The following is an 18,769-nucleotide window of genomic DNA, read 5'->3' on the forward strand; positions in this document are numbered from 1 at the left end:
CGCCCCGCCCGATGGTGAAGTTGCTTCATGGTTGGCCCCAAGGACGAGCCCATGACAGGTCCCCGCAACGGCCCCGTGCCAGGACATCTGCCCGGGCCCGCGACCGGACCCGTTCCCGGTCCGGTGCCCGGTTCCACGAACGGCTCCGCGACCTCCGGCACGAACGGCTCCACCACCTCCGGCACGGACGCGTGCACCACCTCCGGCACGGACGCCTGCACCACCGGCGCCACGGACGGCACCGGCCGGGACCGCGCCGTACGGGCGGCCGTCGCAGAGGGGCTGGTCGGCCCGGCCGAGCCGGTCGCCGGGCTGCTCGACATCGCCGGGATCCGCCGCTCGGCGGCCGAACTCCGCGCCGTCTTCGAGGAGTTCACCGCACCGGGCACTCCGGTGCTGCACGCCTTCGCGGTGAAGGCCGCCTCGCTCGTGCCCGTACTGCGGCTGCTCGCCGAGGAGGGGCTCGGCTGCGAGGTGGCCAGCCCCGGGGAGCTGGCGCTGGCCCGCGCCGCACAGGTGCCGGCCACGCATACGGTGCTGGACTCCCCCGCCAAGACCCGCGCCGAGCTGCGCGAGGCCCTGGCGCTGGGCATCGCGGTCAACGCCGACAACCCCGAAGAGCTGTCCCGTATCGATGCCCTGATGGCCTCCGCGCCGTCCTCCGCGCCGATCGGCCTCCGCGTCAATCCGCAGATCGGCGGCGGCAGCATCGGCGCGATGAGCACCGCCACCGACACCTCGAAATTCGGCGTGGGGCTACGCGACGAGGGCGCCCGCGACTGGGTCGTGCGGGCCTGCCTGGAGCGCCCGTGGCTGACCCGGCTGCACGCCCATGTCGGCTCCCAGGGCATGCCGCTGGAGCTGATGGCGGCGGGGGTGGCGGCGCTGTACCAGCTGGCCGAGGAGATCAACGCGAGGGCCGGCCGACGGCAGATCGACACCCTCGACATCGGCGGCGGCCTCCCGGTCAACTTCGCCTCGGACGAGGCCACCCCCACCTTCCGGGAGTACGCCGCGCTGCTCCGCTCGACCGTTCCGGGCGTGCTGTCCGGACGCTACGGGCTGGTCACCGAGTTCGGCCGCTCGCTGCTGGCCAAGCACGGCACGGTCGTCGCCCGCGTCGAGTACGCGAAGTCGGCGGGCGGCCGTCCCATCGCGGTCACGCACGCCGGCGCCCAGGTCGCCACCCGTACGGTCTTCGTCCCCGACGCCTGGCCGATCCGGGTCGCCGCCTACGACGCGCAGGGACTGCCCAAGGACGGCCCGCCGGTCGCCCAGGACATCGCGGGTCCGTGCTGCTTCGCCGGCGACCTCGTCGCCGAGAACCGCCCGCTCCCCCTCCTCCGGTCCGGCGACCACGCCGCCCTCCTGGACACCGGCGCCTACTACTTCTCCACCCATTTCGCCTACAACTCCCTCCCCCGCCCCGGCATTTACGGCTACGCCACCGCCCCCGACGGCACCGTCCGCTTCGCGACCGTCCGCACCCCGCAGACCCTGGCCGAACTCACCGCGGAGAGCGGCGGGGCCCACACGAACGCGCTGCGCGGTCTCGGCCAGGGCCCGGCCGCAGGACCGGGCGGCCCCGCCAGGTGAGGTGACGGCGGGTCATGGGGCGGTGCCGTCCGCGGTGCGACGCGCGGACGGGGCCCGCAGCGCCCTCACGCCCGGACGCCACGCTCCGCAGCCGATGCCGCCCCCGTGACCGTCCAGGCCGCCATGCCCCAGAGGGAGAGCGCGGAGAGGAGACCCACCACGAGGCGCACGGTCTCGTCCGGGCCGTTCATGGCCCACACGGTCATGCCCGCCGCCCCGGCCACGCTCAGCAAGGCCGCCGGTATGCGCAGCCGGGGCTGCTCGAACACCGCCGCCAGCGGCAGGAAGTGGAGCCCCACGACCACCGCGACCAGCGGGGGGATGAGCACCGGCACCCCGGCGCGGCCGCACACCACGCCGATGACGATGATCAGCAGCCACTGGAGGCCGTTGATCTGCTGGAAGCGACGGCGCCGGTCGGCGGGGAACGGCGCCCCTTCCGACGCGGGAAGAAAGTGACGTGCGGCGAGCATCAGCCCGATCGTGGCGGCACAGCCGGCTACGACCGCGACCGGCCGCACCCACCCGCCGAATGCGCTGGTGCCCAGCAGCCACCAGCCGAGCCCGAACAGCGCGAGGAACCCCACCCCTGACTTGAACATGACCAACATGTTAGGCGGAAGAGTGATCCACGCACCCCGTTGAACGGGGAATTCCGACGTGACACGGGCATCGGCGGCAGACCCACCCCTATCGCAGCCCGGACCCGGGCGACGACATCACCCTCCGTCATCCAAACGGACGACCGCCCCCCCTCACTCCACGAACAACCCCCTGGCCACCGCCTTCGCATCGAACTCCTCCAGCCGCGCCTGCGCGTCCGGCAGGGAGTCGCACATCGCCTCCAGCAGGACGCGGCCCAGCAGCATCGGGGCGCAGGCCGTGTCGAAGGCGAGGCCGGTGCCGACGGGGGCGGGGAGGAGGAGGTCGGTGTGGTGCGCAACGGGGGCGAAGGCGCTGTCGGCGACCGTGACGATGGTCAGGCCGGCCGCGCGGGCGTATTCCAGGGCGTCGACGACCTCGCGGGGGTGCCGGGGCAGGGCGAAGCAGAGCAGGGCGCTCGCGCCGGCGCGGACGGCGGCGTCGACGCGGTCGGTGAGCAGGGTGCCGCCCTCGTCCAGGAGACGGACGTCGGGGTGGACCTTGCGGGCGAAGTACGTGAAGCCCCCGGCCTGGGCGCCGGCGGCACGCAGGCCGAGGACCGGCAGCGGGCGGGAGGCGGCGAGGAGGCGGCCTGCCTCGATCACCGGGGACGGGTCGGCGAGGGCGGCGGCCAGGTGGCGGAGGTTGTCGATCTCCGCCTGGACGGCCTGCTGGTACTCGTTGTACGAGCCGCTGTCGTCGGGTTTCTCCGCGGGCGCGACCTCACGGAGGTGGCGGCGGAGCGCCGGGTAGCCGTCGAAGCCGAGCGCGACGGCGAAACGGGTGACGGAGGGCTGGCTGACGCCGGCCAGTTCGGCCAGTTCGACGCTGGAGAGGAACGGCGCGTCGGCGGCCCGCCGCACCATGCAGTGCGCGATCCGCCGCTGGGTGGGCGTCAGCCGGTGCCCCTCGAAGAGCTTCTGCAGGCGGGCGGCGGTGCCCGCGTCGACCGCGCCCGTGCCCGTACGCGTGCCCTCGCCCGCGCCGCCGTTGTCCCCGTCCCCGCTCATCGCCTCTTCTTCCCGGCCCGGAAAGGGGCCTTGTGACCTTGTGCCGTGACGTGTGCCGTGCGGCGTCCTGTGTGAACCGCTGTCGGCCGGTGCAGGGACCGGCCGGCTGTACGGGCCGGCCGACGGTACGGACGGACCGACTGTACGGACCGGCGGACGGTAGGTGATCCCTGGCCCGCCCCGGCCTCCGCCATGCCTCACACCTCCGCCAGCCCGTCCAGCAGCCCCGCCGCCACCGCCACATCATCGGTCAGCGGACGGTCCTCCATGCGCGGGTCCAGCGCCTCGGCGGCGCGCGCATAGGCGGTGGCGAGCGGCAGGCCCGGCTCGGGCTCCAGCGAACGCATCCGCAACGCCCGTACGGCGGCGACCAGTTCGCAGGCCAGGACCTGACGGTAGTACGTGGCCGCACGCAGGGTCTGGCGGGCGCCGAGGGAGGCGAAGCTGGCCTGTTCCTCCACTCCGCGGGAGAGGACGGCGTGGCCGAGGGAGGCCGGATGGGAGACGGCACGCATTTCGCCGAGGGCCGCGCCGGCCGCGTATTCGAGGATCATGACGCCGGAGCTGGCGGGGGCGGCGTCGCCCAGGAACGGCCGCAGACGGGTGAAGTCCGGCTCGGAGAGGGCGGCGAGGCGGGCGGTGGAGAGCCGGGCGGTCTGGAGGACGGCGAGGCGGAAGGCGTCGAGGGAGAGGGCGGCGTGCGCGGCGTAGAAGTTGCCGTGGTGGTAGGCGGCCTGGTCGTCGATGCTGATGAGGGGGTTCTCGGAGGCGGCGTTCACCTCGATCGTCAGGATCGCGTCCAGCGCGTCGGCGGCGTCGAGTGCCGGGCCGTGGATCTGAGGGAGGCAGCGGAAGCCGTAGGGGTCCTGGATGCGGCCCAGGGGCGGGGCGGGGCGGTCCGGGACGCCGGAGAGGCCGCGCAGACGCTCCGCGGCGGCCGCGGAGCCGGGGTGCGGGCGGGCGCGCATCACCGGTTCGGCGAAGGGTTCGTAGGAGCCGCCGACCGCGAGGAGGGAGAGCGCGGCGACGGGCAGGGAGGCGGCCAGCAGGCGGCGCAGTTCGTCGAGGGCGAGCGCGGACTGGCCGAGGGTGAGGGCGTTGCTGCTGATGAGGGCGAGGGCGTCGTTGTTGTCGAGGGCGATGGGGGCGGGAACCCGGCCGCCGGGGGCGCGGTGCCAGGGGTGTTCGCCGGCCAGCGCGAGGCCGGTCTGGGCGAGGGCGGCGAGGTCGCCGGTGCCGACGGCGCCGTGTTCGTTGACGACGGGGTGCGCGCCGGATTCCAGGGCGGCGAGCAGGGAGGTGATCACGGCGGGGTTCAGGCCGGCGCCGCCCGCGAGCAGCTGGTTGGCGCGCACGGCGAGCATGGCGCGGACCTCGCGGGCCGGCAGCGGGTCGCCGATCGCGCCGGCGTGGCTGCGCAGCAGGCGCAGGCCGTGTTCGGCGTCGGCCCCGACCTCCTCCGTACGGTTGGCTCCGACGCCGGTGCTGCGGCCGTAGACCCGGCCGGTGGCGGCGAGGCGGCGGGCGGTGTCCCAGGATTCCTCGGCGAGCGCGAGGGCCTTGGGATCGGGGGCCTGGGTGTGCGCGGTGCGGTCCGCGAGGGCGGCGACATCGGCGGTGCCCAGACCGGTGCCGTCGAGTGTGATGTGCCGGCCGGCCCGTCGGCCGTTGTCCAGCATGTGAGAAACCAAGGGGCTCAACTCCCTCATATAAGACTTTTTATGGACAGAAGTCCGACACCTCGTTCCGTACGGTGACCGAAGCGAACGGGCGGCACAACAGGCGCCGCGGCCGCCCTCCGGCCGCGATGTAACACGTGATTCACGTCCACCTATTGACTTCTATTCACGTGCCTAAGACTCTGCATGACACTATGCAGGCCGGGCAAGGGGCAGCGGATGATCAAGTTCGACGCAGTCAGCAAGCGGTACCCGAACGGCACAACGGCGGTGGATGATCTGTCGCTGGACTTCCCCGAGGGCGGGGTCACCGTCCTCGTCGGATCGTCCGGGTGCGGCAAGACCACCACCCTGCGCATGATCAACCGGATGGTCGAGCCGACCTCCGGCACCATCAGCATCGGCGGCCGCGACATCCTGGAAGCGGACGCCGCCCGGCTGCGCCGCGGCATCGGATACGTCATCCAGCAGTCCGGCCTCTTCCCCCACCGTACGATCCTCGACAACATCGCGACCGTGCCGCTGCTGCTCGGCTGGGGCAAGCGCAAGGCCCGCACCCGCGCCGCCGAACTGCTGGAGCTGGTGGGCCTGCCCGCCGACGCCGGCAAGCGCTATCCGCACCAGCTCTCCGGCGGTCAGCAGCAGCGCGTCGGCGTGGCCCGCGCGCTCGCCGCCGATCCGCCCGTCCTGCTGATGGACGAGCCGTTCGGCGCGGTCGACCCGGTCGTGCGCACCCAGCTCCAGAACGAACTGCTGCGCCTCCAGGACGAACTGCGCAAGACGGTCGTCTTCGTCACCCACGACATCGACGAGGCGGTCCGCCTGGGCGACCGGATCGCGGTCTTCCGCACCGGCGGCCGGCTCGTCCAGTGCGCCCCGCCCGCCGAACTCCTGGCCCGCCCCGCCGACGACTTCGTCGCCGACTTCCTCGGCGCCGAACGCGGCCTGAAGCTGCTCTCGCTCACCACGCTCGCGGACGTTCCGTACACGCCCGGCCGGGCGATACGGGCGGACGAGCCGGTCGGCAAGATAGCCCGCGCCGGGGACCGCTGGCGGCTGGTGACCTCCCCGGGCCGCGAACCGCTGGGCTGGCTGGACACCGACGCCCTGCCGGCCGGCGGCACGGCGGGCGAGGCCGCGCTGGAGGCCGTACGGCCGCTGCGCGACGAGGACTCGCTGCTCTCGGCGCTCAACGAGGCGGTGTCCTCGCCGGCCGGCGCGGTCGCCCGGGTCGACGCCGAGGGCGTGCTGGTGGGGCTCACCCCGCGGGATGCGATCCATGAGCGGGCGGGCCGCAGCCACGCGGAGGCGGGACGGGCCGCGGCGGCCACGGAAACGGACGCCGGGGAAACGGACGCCGCGGAAGCGGACACCGGCGAGGCCGGCGCCGGGGAAGCCGATGCCGGGGCGGCCAAGAGCCTCAAGCCCGCGCCCGCCACCGCACCCGCCGCGGACCCGGCCCCCGCCACGGAGCGCCCCGCATGACCATCGAATGGGGCTGGTTCCCCGACCACGCCGACGAGATGGCCCGCCTGACCGCGGACCACCTCGCCACCGCCGTGCCCGCCGTCCTCCTCGGCCTGCTGATCGCGCTGCCGCTGGCGGTTCTCGCACACCGCGTACGCCCGCTGCGCGGCCTGGTCCTCGGCGCGTCCAACATCCTCTACACCATCCCCTCCCTCGCCTTCTTCGTCCTCCTCCTGCCGGTCACCGGCCTCACCCGCACCACGGCGATCGTCGGCCTCACCGCGTACACCCTGGTGGTGCTCGTACGGAACACGGTCGAGGGCCTGGACGCCGTGCCCGCCAAGGCCCGCGAGGCATCGCAGGCGATGGGGACCAAGCCCCTGCGCACCCTGCTCACCGTCGAGCTGCCGCTCGCCCTGCCGGTGATCATGGCGGGCGTACGGGTCGCCACCGTCATGTCCATCTCCCTTGTCAGCGTGGCGAGTTACATCGGCTACGGCGGCCTCGGCCAGCTCTTCACCGACGGCTTCCAGCGCAACTTCCCCACCCCGGTCATCGCCGGGGTCGCCCTGACCCTGCTGCTCGCCCTGGTCGCGGACGCCCTGCTGGTGACCGTCCAGTGGCTGTGCACCCCCTGGCGGCGCGGCGCCTCCCGGTCACGCAGCGGCACCCTGCCGTCCGTCCTCAAGCTGTGGAAGCGAGCGTGACGCACCGATGCTCGAACTCCTGAAGAACCTCGCGTCCTGGCTGACCGGTCCGGCCCAGTGGTCCGGCCCCGAGGGCATCGCCACCCGCATCCTGGAGCACCTCGAATACTCGGTGCTCGCCACCCTGGCCGCGGCCGTCATCGCGCTGCCGATCGGCCTGCTCATCGGGCACACCGGCCGCGGCGCCTTCCTCGCCGTCAACCTCTCCTCCTTCGGCCGGGCGCTGCCCACCGTCGGACTGGTCACCCTCGTCTTCCTCGCGGGCGGACTGAGCGTCTGGCCCGTGTACGTCTCCCTGGTGGCCCTCGCCGTCCCCGTCATCATCACCAACACCTACGCGGGGATGGCCGCCGTCGACCCCGAGGTCAAGGACGCCGCCAAGGGCGTGGGCCTGCGCGGTCCCCAGATCCTCTGGCAGGTCGAACTCCCCCTCGCGCTGCCCCTGATCATGACCGGGGTCCGGCTGGCGACCGTGCAGGTCGTCGCCACCGCCACCATCGCCGCCTACGTCAGCTTCGGCGGGCTGGGCCGCTATGTCTTCGACGGGCTGGCGCAGCGCGACCTGGTGCAGGTGCTGGGCGGCGCGGCCCTGGTCGCCGTTCTCGCCGTCGCCGCCGACCTGGCCCTGGGCGGCCTGCAGCGGCTGCTGTTCCGCGGCCGGCCGGCGACCGCCCGCTGATCCGCCCCCGTACGCGCCGCAGACCTCACCCCGTACGCGCCAAGGAGTCCGACGCCATGAACCGCCGTACCGCGATGACCCGACGTACCGCCCTGACCGCCCTTCTCGCCGGCGCCTCGGCTCCGCTGCTGGCCGCCTGTTCCTCCGGCATCACCTCGCTCAAGGGCGACGGCGCCGGCGGCGACAGCGGCAGCAGCAGCGGCGGACTGGTCATCGGCACCGCCAACTTCACCGAGAACCAGATCCTCGGCTACCTCTACGCGGGCGTCCTGAACGCCGCCGGCGTCAAGACCACCGTCAAGCCCAACCTCGGATCCCGCGAGATCGTCGTCCCCGCGCTGCGCTCCGGCGACATCGACCTGCTCCCCGAATACCAGGGCAGCCTGCTCCTCTACCTCGACAAGAAGGCCACCGAGACCGAGGCGGGCGCCATGCAGAACGCCCTGGCCACGGTCCTCCCCGACGGCCTCGAAGTCCTCCCGTACGCCGCCGCCGAGGACCGCGACACCTTCGCCGTCACCCGCGCGACGGCCGACCGCTACGGGCTGAAGTCGCTCGCCGATCTGCGCAAGGTCAACGGCAAGCTGATCTTCGGCGCCGCCGCCGAGATGAAGAAGCGGGTCGTGGGCGTCGTCGGCCTCAAGGAGCAGTACGGCGTCGAATTCAAGGAGTTCAAGGCGCTGGACTCCTCCGGGCCGCTGGTCAAGGGCGCCCTGAAGAAGGGCGACATCGACATCGCCAACGTCTTCACCACCGACGTCGACACCGCCGCGAACGGCTGGGTGCTCCTCGCCGACCCCAAGCACCTCATCCCCGCCCAGCACATCGTCCCGCTGGTCGCCTCCCGCAAGGCGGACTCCAAGGTCCGCAAGGCCCTCGCCCGTCTCGGCAACACCCTCACCACCTCCCAGCTCACCGAACTCAACCGCCTCGTCGACAAGGACAAGCGGGACCCGGACCGGGTAGCCGACGCCTGGCTGGCCAAGCACGGGCTGAAAGGCTGAGGCGGGGGCGGCCGGAGGCCACGGGGCCGGGGCGGGGCTGCGTCCCGTCGGATTCTTTCCGGGGTACTGGATGAATTTCCCGCCGCCCCGGGGTCTTCCCTCCAGACGCTCCCCACCTTCAGGAGGCGCCCCGTGCCCACCCCGTACGAGCCGGTGGTCTGGCCGCTCACCGCCGTCCTCGCCGCCGACGACGTCCCGTCCCTGTGCGCGCGCCTCCGCACGTACCTGAGCGAACACCCCCACGCCACGGTCGTCTACGACGCGCGGGCCCTGTCCACACCCCCGGACGCCGCCACCCTCGACGCCCTGCTCCGCCTCCAGCTCACCGCCCGCCGCCTCGGCCGCACCATCCGGCTGTGCCACGTACCGCAGGCCCTGGGCGACGTCCTGACGCTGACCGGCCTCGGCCGGAGGCTGCCGGCCGAGGAGGGCGGGCGAGCCGCTCCGGAGGAGTCCTAGGCCGGGTCCGCGTACCGCATCGGCAGCCCGAACAGCGGGAACAGCCGCTCCGTGTCCAGGAACGAGTGGAGCCCGGTGATCCGCCCGTCGGCCGTCTCGATCACCTGGATCGCCCACGGCCGGCCGTCCGCCCGGTACTGGCCGAACGCCGGCCGCCCGTTGGCGGTCAGCGGCACCAGATGCGAGCCCTCGCAGCCGCAGCCCGGGCCGAGCATCCATCGGACGATGTCCGCGCGGCCGCGCAGCCACAGCTCGTACGGCGGCATCGACAGCGTCGAGTCCTCGTGCAGCAGGGCCGTCAGCGCGTCCATGTCGAAGCGCTCGAAGGCGTCGACGTACCGGTTCAGCAGCGCCCGCTGCTCGTCGTCCAACGGCTGGGCGGCCGGGTCCTCGCCCTGGTCCGCCGCGAGCGTCGCCCGCGCCCGTTGCAGGGCGCTGTTGACCGCGGCCACGGAGCTGCCGAGCAGTTCCGCGACCTCGCTCGCCGACCAGCTCAGCACCTCCCGCAGGATCAGTACCGCCCGCTGCCGGGGCGCCAGCCGCTGCAACGCGGAGATGAAGGCGAGCCGGATCGACTCCCGGGCGACGGCCGCCTCCGCCGGATCCACGACCTGCGCCAGCACCCGCCCGTCCGGCACCGGCCCGATCCAGGTGGCCTCGGGCAGCCCGTTGCCCACCGGGGTGTCCACGCTCGACGGCGATGCAAGATCCATCGGCCGCGCCCGCCGCCGGCTCCCCTTGAGCAGATCCAGGCACACGTTCGTCGCGATCCGGTACAGCCACGACCGCAGCGAGGACCGCCCCTCGAACCGGTCATGGCTCCGCCAGGCCCGCACCATGGTCTCCTGCACGGCGTCCTCGGCCTCGAACGCGGACCCCAGCATGCGGTAGCAGTAACCGGTCAGCTCGGTGCGGTGCGCTTCGAGGCGGTCCGCCAACTCGCCTTCCGCGCCGCCTTGTTGCCGGGTCCCGTCGTCCAGGGCGAGGTCACCGTTCGAGGACTTGATCGAGGGTTCCATCGAGGACCGCCCTTCACCCGTCGGCCGACCACCGGCACGCGTGCGACGACGGTACCGGAGCACCGTGCACCAGTCTGCTCCCCGGACGCCGGGGGCGCAGCGCGAGGCAGCCGGGCTCTACGCGCCCCGCGCCGCCCCGTGGGGCCACACCACATCCACCGCGATTCCGGCCGCACGGGCCTGCGCCACGGTGTCCGCCGTGCCGCCGCCCCTGCCCGACGGCGGCGAACCGTCCCACACCGCGACCAGCCGGTCGGCGCGGGCCAGCAGCTCGCCGTTCGCGGCTTCGTACGCGGCCCGGTCGGCCCTCGGCGCGGGCATCGCGATCACCTCGGCCGCCGCCGTCAGCAACCGGTCGAAGGTCCCGGCGTGCTCCGGCGTGACCTGGGTGTCGCGGTAGTCGCGCGACGGCACCACGGCGATCAGCCGCCCGCCCGCCGCCAGCACCTCCTCCGCGAAGAGCGCGTCGGCGCCCTCGGCGAGGCACGAGATCCCGACCAGGCCAACCGGCGCCTGCCGCCCGACGAGCGCCCGCAGCGCCGCCCGCACCGCGGGGACGGCCGCCTCGGTCAGGTCCATGTGTCCGGTGACCGCGAGGGCCGTCGTCATGGGCGCACCTCGACGGCCGACCCGCGCTCCGACAGCCGGGGCGCGCACAGGATGCGTTTGCGGCGGACCCGGCGGCCCTCGATGGCGGCGACCGCCAGGCGGGCGGCTTCCTTGGCGATGTCGGTGAGGCCCCAGTCGACGGTGGTCAGGGGCGGCGTGAGGACGCGGGAGACGGGGTGGTCGTCGAAGCCGACGACGGAGAGGTCGCGGCCTACGGTGAGGGAGGCCTCGGCGGCGGCCGCGTAGACGCCGTAGGCGATGGAGTCGGAGAAGCAGAAGACGGCGGTGGGCGGGGCGAGGCCGGCGGCGGGACCGGTGCGGGGGCGGCCGTCCGGAGTGTTGGTCAGAACGCGGCGGGCGACGGCCGTGGCGTCGCTCAGCTCCTGGGCGCAGGGCAGGACCTCGACCCCGATGCCGAGGCGGTCGGCGGCCTCGCGGACGTAGACGTCGGCGGGGCGGTCGGGGGTGGAGGGGCCGGTGGGGGTGAGGACCGTGACATGGCGGTGGCCCAGGCCGCGGAGGTAGTCGAGGACGGCGTCGATGCCGGCGCGGTTGTCGAAGAGGACCTCGCCGGCCGTACGGGCGCGGCTGAGGGCGTCGCCGATGGAGACGACGGGGACCGCTTCGGCGATCTTCGCCCAGCCTTCCGCCGAGGGGTCGACGGGGGAGACGAGGAGGCCGTCGACGCGCTGGTCGCGGAGTTGTTTGGCGAGGGTCAGCTCGCGGGCCGGGTCGCCGCCGGCGTCGAGGATGAGGGCGTAGCGGTCGCCGGCCAGGAGCTCGCGCCCTATTGCCGCCATCAGTTGCTGCTGCCACAGGTCCTGGAGGTCGCCGGCCAGTACGCCGACCATGCTCGTGCGGCCGCTGGCGAGGGCGCGGGCGATGGGGTCGGCTTCGTAGCCGAGCTCGGCCGCCGCCTTGCGCACCCGCTCCTCGGTCTCCTTGGAGACGTGCTTGCCGCGCAGTGCGTAGGAGACGGCTGCGGTGGAGAGTCCGGTGGCCTCGGCCACCTCGCGGAGGGTGGTGCGCTTATTGGGCCTGGCCATGTCGGGAAGCCTACCCAAGGAAGCCCGCGCCTCCTTCGGCAATCCGGTCCGCCCTTGACAGGAGCTCATGTTAACCGGTTCACTTAAGCGCATCAGTTAAGCGGTTAAGTGAACCGGTTGAGGACACCGGCCGGTCGCGGAGATCGGGAGACGGGAGGGGCGCCGTGCCCACCGACGTGCACCAGCACATCTGGCCGCAGGAGTTCCTCGCGCTGCTGCGCGCCCGTACGACGCCGCCGCGGCTGGACGGCTGGACGCTCCGGCTGCCCGGCGAGCCGCCGTACGCCGTCGACCCCGCCGACCACGACATCGCCGCCCGCGCCCGGCTCGCCCGCGCCGACGGCCTCGATCTGGCACTGGTGTCGCTCTCCAGCCCGCTCGGCATCGAACATCTGCCGCCCGCGGAGGCCGCACCGCTGCTCGCCGCCTTCCATGACGGTGCGCTGGACCTGCCGGCCCCCTTCGGCGTCTGGGCCTCGGTCTGCCTCTCCGCGCCCGAGCCCGACACCGAGGCGCTGCGACGGGAGCTGAACCGCGGCTGCGCGGGCCTGCAACTGCCCGCCACCGCGCTGCTCGACGCCGAGGGCTGGGCCCGCTGCGCGCCGCTCCTGGACGTCGCCGCCGAGCTGGACAAGCCGCTGTTCGTCCACCCCGGCGCCGCACCCGCCGCGCCCGACGGCGCGCCCTCCTGGTGGCCCGCGCTCGTCCCGTACGTCCACCAGCTGCACGCCTCCTGGTTCGCCTTCCGCGCCTTCGGCCGGCCGCGCCACCCGGACCTGCGGGTCTGCTTCGCGGCGCTGGCGGGCCTGGCGCCGCTGCACGGCGAACGGCTGGTCGCGCGCGGCGGCGGGCGGGACCGCGGCCGGGTGGACTGCAACGCCTTCTACGAGACGTCGTCGTACGGGACCCGTGCGGTGGATGCGCTCGTACGGGCCGTCGGCATCGATGTGGTCGTCAGCGGCAGCGACCGCCCGTACGCCGAACCCGTCGTCCCCGATCTCGGCGCAGCGGCCGCCGTCCACGCCCTGCGCACCGCCAACCCGGCCCGCCTCCTGGGCCCGACGAGAGGAGCCCGCCCATGACGCCCACCGCCTCCCAGGCCGATGCCGCCCGCGAGGTCCCCGACGGCGAGCGGCCGTTCGCCACACTGCCCGAGCGCAACCTCGACAAGCGCGAGCTGCAGGCCCTGGTCGACGAACTCGCCGCCCGCCCGGACCTGTGGCGCGAGGAGGTCGCGTTCTCCGACACCGAACGCCACTACGCCTCCCTGCACCGCGACGAGTTCGTCGATGTCTGGCTGCTGTGCTGGACCCGGCAGAACGACACCGGGTGGCACGACCACGACATCTCGTCCGGGGCGGTGCGCGTCGTCCAGGGCGTGCTGACCGAATCCAACCCGCGGATCGGCGGGGAGCACCTGGCCACCGCGGTCGGGGCGGGGGACTCCTTCTGCTTCGGCCCGGATCACATCCACCGGCTCACCGGGGCCACCGATGACGCCGTGTCGGTGCATGCGTATTCGCCGCCGCTGTGGCGTCTGGGGCAGTACGACATCACCGGGGACGGGCTGATGCGGCGGGTCTCGGTGTCGTACGCGGATGAGCTGCGGCCCATGGAGGCGGAGGCGGCGGACGCGGCACAAAAGGCACCCGCCGGGCCGTCCCGGGACGTACCCGCCGCCTGAGTCCCGTCCGTCACCGCGAATCGGCCGCCGTTCTCGACCTGCCTATTGCTTTTCCATTCAACGACGTTGATCCTGCATGAATCCATACAGGAGCGGGCGCGACGCGAGGCGGGCTGTGATGGCAGGCGTGGTGGAACAACGGTCGATCGACGTCGTCCCCGACGACGAACGGCACGGCAGCGCGGTCAGCCAGTTCACCCTCTGGCTGGGCGCCAATCTCCAGATCACCGCCGTGATCACCGGCGCGCTGGCCGTCGTCTTCGGGGCGAACGCCTTCTGGTCGCTGATCGGGCTGCTGCTCGGCAATCTGCTCGGCGGGGCGGTGATGGCGCTGCACTCCGCGCAGGGGCCGCGGCTCGGGCTGCCGCAGATGATCACGTCGCGGGCGCAGTTCGGGGTGCGCGGCGCGGTGGTGCCGCTGGCGCTGGTGATCGTGATGTACATCGGCTTCTTCGCGAGCGGGAGCGTGCTGGCGGGGCAGGCGGTCGGCGAGCTGACGCACCTCGGCGAGACACCCGGGATCGTCCTCTTCGCCGCGGTCACCGCCGTCGCCGCGACCGTCGGCTACCGCCTCATCCACACCCTCGGCAGGATCGCCGGCCTGGTCTGCGCGCTGGCCTTCGTCTATCTGGGCATACGCCTCCTCCAGCGCGCCGACCTCGGAACGCTCCTGCACGACCACCGCTTCTCGCTGCCGGTCTTCCTTCTCGCCGTCTCGCTCTCGGCCTCCTGGCAGCTGGCGTTCGGACCGTACGTCGCCGACTACTCGCGCTATCTGCCGCGGCACACCTCGGCGCGCGCCACGTTCTGGTGGACGCTGTCGGGATCCGTCCTCGGGTCGCAGTGGTCGATGACCTTCGGCGCGCTGGCGGCGGCCGCGGCGCCGGCCGCGTTCGTGGGACACGAGGTCACCTACGTCGTCGGGCTGGGCGGCGCGGGGCTGATCGCCTCGCTCCTCTACTTCGTCATCGCCCTCGGCAAGCTCACCATCAACATCCTCAACACCTACGGCGGCTTCATGTCGCTGGTGACGAGCGTCAGCGGCTTCCGGGGACAGCGGACCCTCTCCCCGCGCGGCCGCGCCGCCTACATCGCCGGGATCATGGTCGCCGGTACCGCCGTCGCCCTCCTGGGCAAGGACTCGTTCCTCACGTCCTTCAAGGACTTCCTGCTCTTCCTGCTGACCTTCTTCACACCGTGGTCGGCGATCAACCTGGTCGACTACTACCTGATCTCCAAGGAGCGCTACGACATTCCCGCACTCAGCGACCCGGCCGGCCGCTACGGCGCCTGGAACCTCCGGGCGCTGACCGTCTACGGACTCGGCGTGCTCGCCCAACTCCCCTTCCTCGCCACGCACTTCTACACCGGCCCCCTGGTGGCGCCCCTCGGCGGCGCCGACATCTCCTGGCTGATCGGGCTCGCCGTGCCCGCCGCCCTGTACGGGGCCGTCGCCCGCCGCGACACCGCCCGCATCCCGGACGCGCAGCCCCTCCCCGGGGAACGCACTCCGACCGGATCGGGGGGCTAGCCCTGCCGCGCCGCCCGCCCGGCGTCCGTAACCTCACCGGCATGGCGACACACGACCCGGAACTGCGCAAGGAATGCGACGCGATCCTCCAGACGCGCAAGGAGCTGGGCCCGGAGTACGAGCCGGAGCTGCTGGAGTCCTTCCTGGAGAAGCTCGAGAGCAGCGTCGACCAGCGGGTGCGGCGGCAGTTGGCCGAACAGCAGATACAGGTGGCGCGCGGGACCCGGCCGGCCCGCCGGGGCGGCGGGGGCTGGGGCGGGCCCGACGGCTTCGCCGCGCGGTTCGGGTTCGCCACCGTCTCGCTGGTACTGGCCGTGCCGCTGTCGGCGATCGCCGCGGGCACGGTCGGGATGCCGGGGCTGCTGGTGTCCTGGGCCGGGATCGTGGGGGTCAACGCCGTACACAGCGCGGGCGTGACGGGTCGGCTGCGGCGCCGGGAGTGAGCGCCGGTACGGACACCGGAAGGACACCGGAAGCGGGCCCGTGCGGTCCCCGCAAAAGACTGTTGCGGGGACCGCCGCACCCCGGCCGAGCCGGGGGCGGGACGACGGCGGTCCCCGCAAGGGACGCGGACCGGGTCAGGGCCGGGCGTCGCGTCCTGGCGATCGTGGAGGTCCGGGAGCCGCTCCGGAAGCCCGTATCGCCGTAGTCATCAATGTGCCTGACGAGTGTTAAGTCCGTGCTGCGAACACGTGACGCATACGTACACCTTGCGGTGTCGGCCCGTTTCCTGACGGCCACTTAACACCGGTACGGGAAATCGGCGTTCCCCGTCGGCCGCCTGCCGGCCGCCCGGCGGCTACTTGGCGACCCCGCGCGCCAGATAGGCCAGCAGGTCCTGCCGGCTCACCACGCCCTTCGGCTTGCCCTCGACGAGGACGATCGCCGCGTCCGCGTTCTCCAGGACGGCCATCAGGTCGCCGACGGCCTCGCCGGAGCCGACCTGCGGCAGCGGCGGGCACATGTGCTTCTCCAAGGGGTCGGAGAGCGAGGCCCGCTGGGTGAACAGCGCGTCCAGCAGCTCCCGCTCCACGACCGAGCCGATGACCTCGGCCGCCATCACGTCCGGGTGCCCGGCGCCCGGCTTGACGATCGGCATCTGCGAGACGCCGTACTCGCGCAGGACGTCGATCGCCTCGCCGACGGTCTCCTCCGGGTGCATATGGACGAGCGAGGGCAGGGCGCCCTCCTTGTGCGCGAGCACCTCGCCGACCCGCGCCGCGGTGCCGCTCTCCTCCAGGAAGCCGTAGTCGGCCATCCACTCGTCGTTGAAGATCTTGGAGAGATAGCCGCGGCCGCTGTCCGGGAGGAGGACGACGACGACATCGTCCGGGCCGAGCCGCGAGGCGACCTCCAGGGCGGCCACCACGGCCATCCCGCAGGAGCCGCCGACCAGCAGGCCCTCCTCCTTGGCGAGCCGGCGGGTCATCTGGAACGCGTCCTTGTCCGAGACCGCCACGATCTCGTCCGCGATGGTGCGGTCGTAGGCGGTCGGCCAGAAGTCCTCACCGACGCCCTCGATCAGATACGGACGCCCCGAACCGCCGCTGTAGACCGAGCCCTCCGGGTCCGCGCCGACGACCTCGACCCGGCCCTCACTGGCGTCCTTCAGGTAGCGGCCGGTGCCGCTGATCGTGCCGCCGGTGCCGACACCCGCCACGAAGTGGGTGATCCGCCCGTCGGTCTGCGCCCACAGCTCCGGGCCGGTGCTCTCGTAGTGCGACCGCGGGTTGTTGGGGTTGCTGTACTGGTCGGGCTTCCAGGCACCGGGCGTCTCGCGCACCAGCCGGTCGGAGACGTTGTAGTACGAGTCCGGGTGCTCGGGGTCCACCGCGGTCGGGCAGACGACCACCTCCGCGCCGTACGCCCGCAGCACATTGATCTTGTCCGTCGACACCTTGTCGGGGCAGACGAAGATGCACTTGTAGCCCTTTTGCTGGGCCACGATCGCCAGGCCCACCCCGGTGTTTCCGGAGGTCGGCTCGACGATCGTGCCGCCCGGCTGCAATGCGCCGGACTCCTCCGCGGCCTCGATCATCCGCACCGCGATCCGGTCCTTGACCGAGCCGCCGGGGTTGAAGTACTCGACCTTCGCCAGGACGGTGGCCTGGATTCCCTTGGTCACGCTGTTGAGCCGTACAAGCGGGGTGTTGCCGACGAGCTCAATCATCGAATCGTAAAACTGCACGGTGGTCTCCGCGGTCGGGGGCACGCTCTCCTGCGCCCGTACGGCCAGCCTATTCGCCCGGACCTGCCGGGGCCCGGCCCATCCGGCGTCCAGCGACCGGACCACCGGCTGCGACCGGCCCGGGAACCGCTGCCCCCACCCCCTCTGACCACGGCTTTCCTCGGGAGCCCGCGCCGCTGTCGGTGGCTGGCGCTCTCTTGAAGGTCGGCTGCAGGGGCCGTCCGGGAAGCCCGCGGGTACGCGCGGGCGGGGCCACTGCGTTCCGTTGGAGGTCAGGTGCGTTGCGTTCCGCGCGGGAACGGGCAACAACCTCTCGTACGCATGTGTTGTAGCTGTCAGAAGCGCGTCCGGCCCGCGGGGCCGCGGCGCGCACGCACTGCACGGGGAGGTGCCCGGCTATGCCGATGACGATGTCCAGGGCGCGCGTGGCGCGCCGGATCGCGACCGCGGCGGCGGTCGGCGGTGGCGGGATCGGCCTGCTCGGGGTCGCCGCCGTCGGGGTGCTGCTGACCGAGGTCCGGCTGGCCCGCCGTACGGTCGGCGGCTCCAGCGACACCCCGCCCTGCGCGGACGGCCGCTACGGCGCCCCGTTCCGGCACAGCGACGACGGCCGGCCGCCGCTGCGGCTGGGCTTCCTCGGCGACTCCACCGCCGCCGGGCAGGGCGTGCACCGCGCCCGCCAGACCCCGGGCGCGCTGCTGGCCTCGGGCCTTGCCGCGCTCTCCGAACTGCCCGTCGACTTCCGCAATGTGGCCCTGCCCGGCGCCCAGTCCGACGACCTGGAGCGCCAGGTGGAGCTGATGCTGGCGGACGGCGCCGAACCGCCGGACGTTTGCGTCATCATGATCGGCGCCAACGATGTCACCCACCGGATGCCGCCGGCCGAATCCGTACGGCATCTGTCGGAGGCGGTGCGCCGGCTGCGCGCCGCGGGCTGCGAGGTGGTCGTCGGCACCTGCCCCGACCTGGGCACCATCGAGCCGGTTTACCAGCCGCTGCGCTGGGTGGCCCGGCGGCTCTCCCGGCAGCTCGCCGCGGCCCAGACCATCGGGGTGGTCGAGAGCGGCGGCCGTACGGTCTCGCTCGGCGACCTCCTCGGCCCGGAGTTCGAGGCCCATCCGCGGGAGCTGTTCGGGCCGGACAACTACCACCCGTCGGCGGAGGGGTACGCCACCGCCGCGATGGCCGTCCTGCCGACGCTGTGCGCCTCGCTGGGGCTGTGGCCCGAGGAGGAGCGGCCGGAGCCGGGCCGCGGCGAGGGCATCCTGCCGGTCGCGCAGGCGGCGGCCGAGGCGGCGGCCGAGGGCGGTACGGAGGTCAGCGGCCGGCGCGCGCCGTGGGCCCTGCTCAAACACCGCAGGCGGCGGCAGCTGCCGACCTCGGAGCCGACGGAGGTGCCGGGGATCGGGTGGTGACGGCGGGCCGGGAGAAGGGGCCGTACGGGAATAC

The 18,769-nt window shown here is 73.2% G+C and carries 18 protein-coding genes; 11 read left to right on the forward strand and 7 right to left on the reverse strand.

The window, feature by feature from the left end:
- Positions 1-51: 51 nt before the first annotated feature.
- Positions 52-1,596: a diaminopimelate decarboxylase gene (locus ACIGWZ_RS24905; protein WP_400068181.1), complete on the forward strand. Its 1,545-nt coding sequence runs from the start codon at positions 52-54 to the stop codon at positions 1,594-1,596.
- 65 nt (positions 1,597-1,661) lie between these two features.
- Here the strand turns inward: ACIGWZ_RS24905 and ACIGWZ_RS24910 are convergent, their stop codons facing one another.
- From ACIGWZ_RS24910 to ACIGWZ_RS24920, 3 genes are all read right to left on the reverse strand, one after another.
- Positions 1,662-2,198: a hypothetical protein gene (locus ACIGWZ_RS24910; RefSeq protein ID WP_400068183.1), complete on the reverse strand. Its 537-nt coding sequence runs from the start codon at positions 2,196-2,198 to the stop codon at positions 1,662-1,664.
- Between the two features lie 153 nt (positions 2,199-2,351).
- On the reverse strand, positions 2,352-3,248 hold the full coding sequence (locus ACIGWZ_RS24915; RefSeq protein WP_400068185.1) for a MurR/RpiR family transcriptional regulator: 897 nt from the start codon (positions 3,246-3,248) through the stop codon (positions 2,352-2,354).
- A gap of 197 nt (positions 3,249-3,445) precedes the next feature.
- Positions 3,446-4,927 (reverse strand): aromatic amino acid ammonia-lyase, encoded by a 1,482-nt coding sequence (locus tag ACIGWZ_RS24920; protein ID WP_400068742.1) that lies wholly within the window; start codon positions 4,925-4,927, stop codon positions 3,446-3,448.
- 219 nt (positions 4,928-5,146) lie between these two features.
- Here ACIGWZ_RS24920 and ACIGWZ_RS24925 point away from each other — a divergent pair, with 219 nt between their 5' ends.
- The 5 genes from ACIGWZ_RS24925 (at position 5,147) to ACIGWZ_RS24945 (ending at position 9,243) form a co-directional block, all read left to right on the forward strand.
- Complete coding sequence (locus tag ACIGWZ_RS24925; RefSeq protein ID WP_400068187.1) at positions 5,147-6,412, forward strand: ABC transporter ATP-binding protein; 1,266 nt, start codon at positions 5,147-5,149, stop codon at positions 6,410-6,412.
- Positions 6,409-7,101 (forward strand): ABC transporter permease, encoded by a 693-nt coding sequence (locus ACIGWZ_RS24930; protein WP_400068189.1) that lies wholly within the window; start codon positions 6,409-6,411, stop codon positions 7,099-7,101. The genes ACIGWZ_RS24925 and ACIGWZ_RS24930 overlap by 4 nt, the downstream gene beginning before the upstream one ends.
- 7 nt (positions 7,102-7,108) lie before the next feature.
- Positions 7,109-7,780 carry an ABC transporter permease gene (locus tag ACIGWZ_RS24935; protein ID WP_400068191.1) on the forward strand — a complete coding sequence of 224 codons (672 nt, stop codon included), beginning with the start codon at positions 7,109-7,111 and terminating at the stop codon, positions 7,778-7,780.
- A 74-nt stretch (positions 7,781-7,854) separates the two neighbouring features.
- Positions 7,855-8,784, forward strand: coding sequence for an ABC transporter substrate-binding protein (locus ACIGWZ_RS24940; protein WP_400068744.1), 930 nt, complete (start codon positions 7,855-7,857; stop codon positions 8,782-8,784).
- A 132-nt stretch (positions 8,785-8,916) separates the two neighbouring features.
- On the forward strand, positions 8,917-9,243 hold the full coding sequence (locus ACIGWZ_RS24945) for an STAS domain-containing protein (protein ID WP_400068193.1): 327 nt from the start codon (positions 8,917-8,919) through the stop codon (positions 9,241-9,243).
- Here the strand turns inward: ACIGWZ_RS24945 and ACIGWZ_RS24950 are convergent.
- The 3 genes from ACIGWZ_RS24950 to ACIGWZ_RS24960 form a co-directional block, all read right to left on the reverse strand.
- Positions 9,240-10,262, reverse strand: a complete 1,023-nt coding sequence (locus ACIGWZ_RS24950; protein WP_400068195.1) for a sigma-70 family RNA polymerase sigma factor — start codon at positions 10,260-10,262, stop codon at positions 9,240-9,242. The genes ACIGWZ_RS24945 and ACIGWZ_RS24950 overlap by 4 nt on opposite strands.
- A 117-nt stretch (positions 10,263-10,379) precedes the next feature.
- On the reverse strand, positions 10,380-10,871 hold the full coding sequence (locus ACIGWZ_RS24955) for a hypothetical protein (protein WP_400068197.1): 492 nt from the start codon (positions 10,869-10,871) through the stop codon (positions 10,380-10,382).
- Positions 10,868-11,917 (reverse strand): LacI family DNA-binding transcriptional regulator, encoded by a 1,050-nt coding sequence (locus ACIGWZ_RS24960; protein ID WP_400068199.1) that lies wholly within the window; start codon positions 11,915-11,917, stop codon positions 10,868-10,870. The genes ACIGWZ_RS24955 and ACIGWZ_RS24960 overlap by 4 nt, the downstream gene beginning before the upstream one ends.
- A gap of 164 nt (positions 11,918-12,081) precedes the next feature.
- Between ACIGWZ_RS24960 and ACIGWZ_RS24965 the strand changes: the two genes are divergently transcribed.
- The 4 genes from ACIGWZ_RS24965 (at position 12,082) to ACIGWZ_RS24980 (ending at position 15,575) form a co-directional block, all read left to right on the forward strand.
- Positions 12,082-12,999, forward strand: coding sequence for an amidohydrolase (locus ACIGWZ_RS24965; RefSeq protein WP_400068201.1), 918 nt, complete (start codon positions 12,082-12,084; stop codon positions 12,997-12,999).
- On the forward strand, positions 12,996-13,601 hold the full coding sequence (locus tag ACIGWZ_RS24970; protein ID WP_400068203.1) for a cysteine dioxygenase: 606 nt from the start codon (positions 12,996-12,998) through the stop codon (positions 13,599-13,601). The genes ACIGWZ_RS24965 and ACIGWZ_RS24970 overlap by 4 nt, the downstream gene beginning before the upstream one ends.
- Before the next feature lie 118 nt (positions 13,602-13,719).
- Positions 13,720-15,132, forward strand: coding sequence for a purine-cytosine permease family protein (locus tag ACIGWZ_RS24975; RefSeq protein ID WP_400068205.1), 1,413 nt, complete (start codon positions 13,720-13,722; stop codon positions 15,130-15,132).
- A gap of 41 nt (positions 15,133-15,173) precedes the next feature.
- The gene (locus ACIGWZ_RS24980; protein ID WP_400068207.1) at positions 15,174-15,575 is read left to right on the forward strand and encodes a hypothetical protein; all 402 of its coding nucleotides are present in this window, start codon (positions 15,174-15,176) and stop codon (positions 15,573-15,575) included.
- 356 nt (positions 15,576-15,931) lie between these two features.
- Here the strand turns inward: ACIGWZ_RS24980 and ACIGWZ_RS24985 are convergent, their stop codons facing one another.
- Complete coding sequence (locus ACIGWZ_RS24985; protein ID WP_400068209.1) at positions 15,932-17,320, reverse strand: cystathionine beta-synthase; 1,389 nt, start codon at positions 17,318-17,320, stop codon at positions 15,932-15,934.
- A 398-nt stretch (positions 17,321-17,718) separates the two neighbouring features.
- Between ACIGWZ_RS24985 and ACIGWZ_RS24990 the strand changes: the two genes are divergently transcribed.
- Positions 17,719-18,735 carry an SGNH/GDSL hydrolase family protein gene (locus tag ACIGWZ_RS24990; protein WP_400068211.1) on the forward strand — a complete coding sequence of 339 codons (1,017 nt, stop codon included), beginning with the start codon at positions 17,719-17,721 and terminating at the stop codon, positions 18,733-18,735.
- Positions 18,736-18,769 lie beyond the last annotated feature (34 nt).

This window comes from Streptomyces sp. NPDC053427, from assembly GCF_044544985.1.
GTDB lineage: Bacteria > Actinomycetota > Actinomycetes > Streptomycetales > Streptomycetaceae > Streptomyces.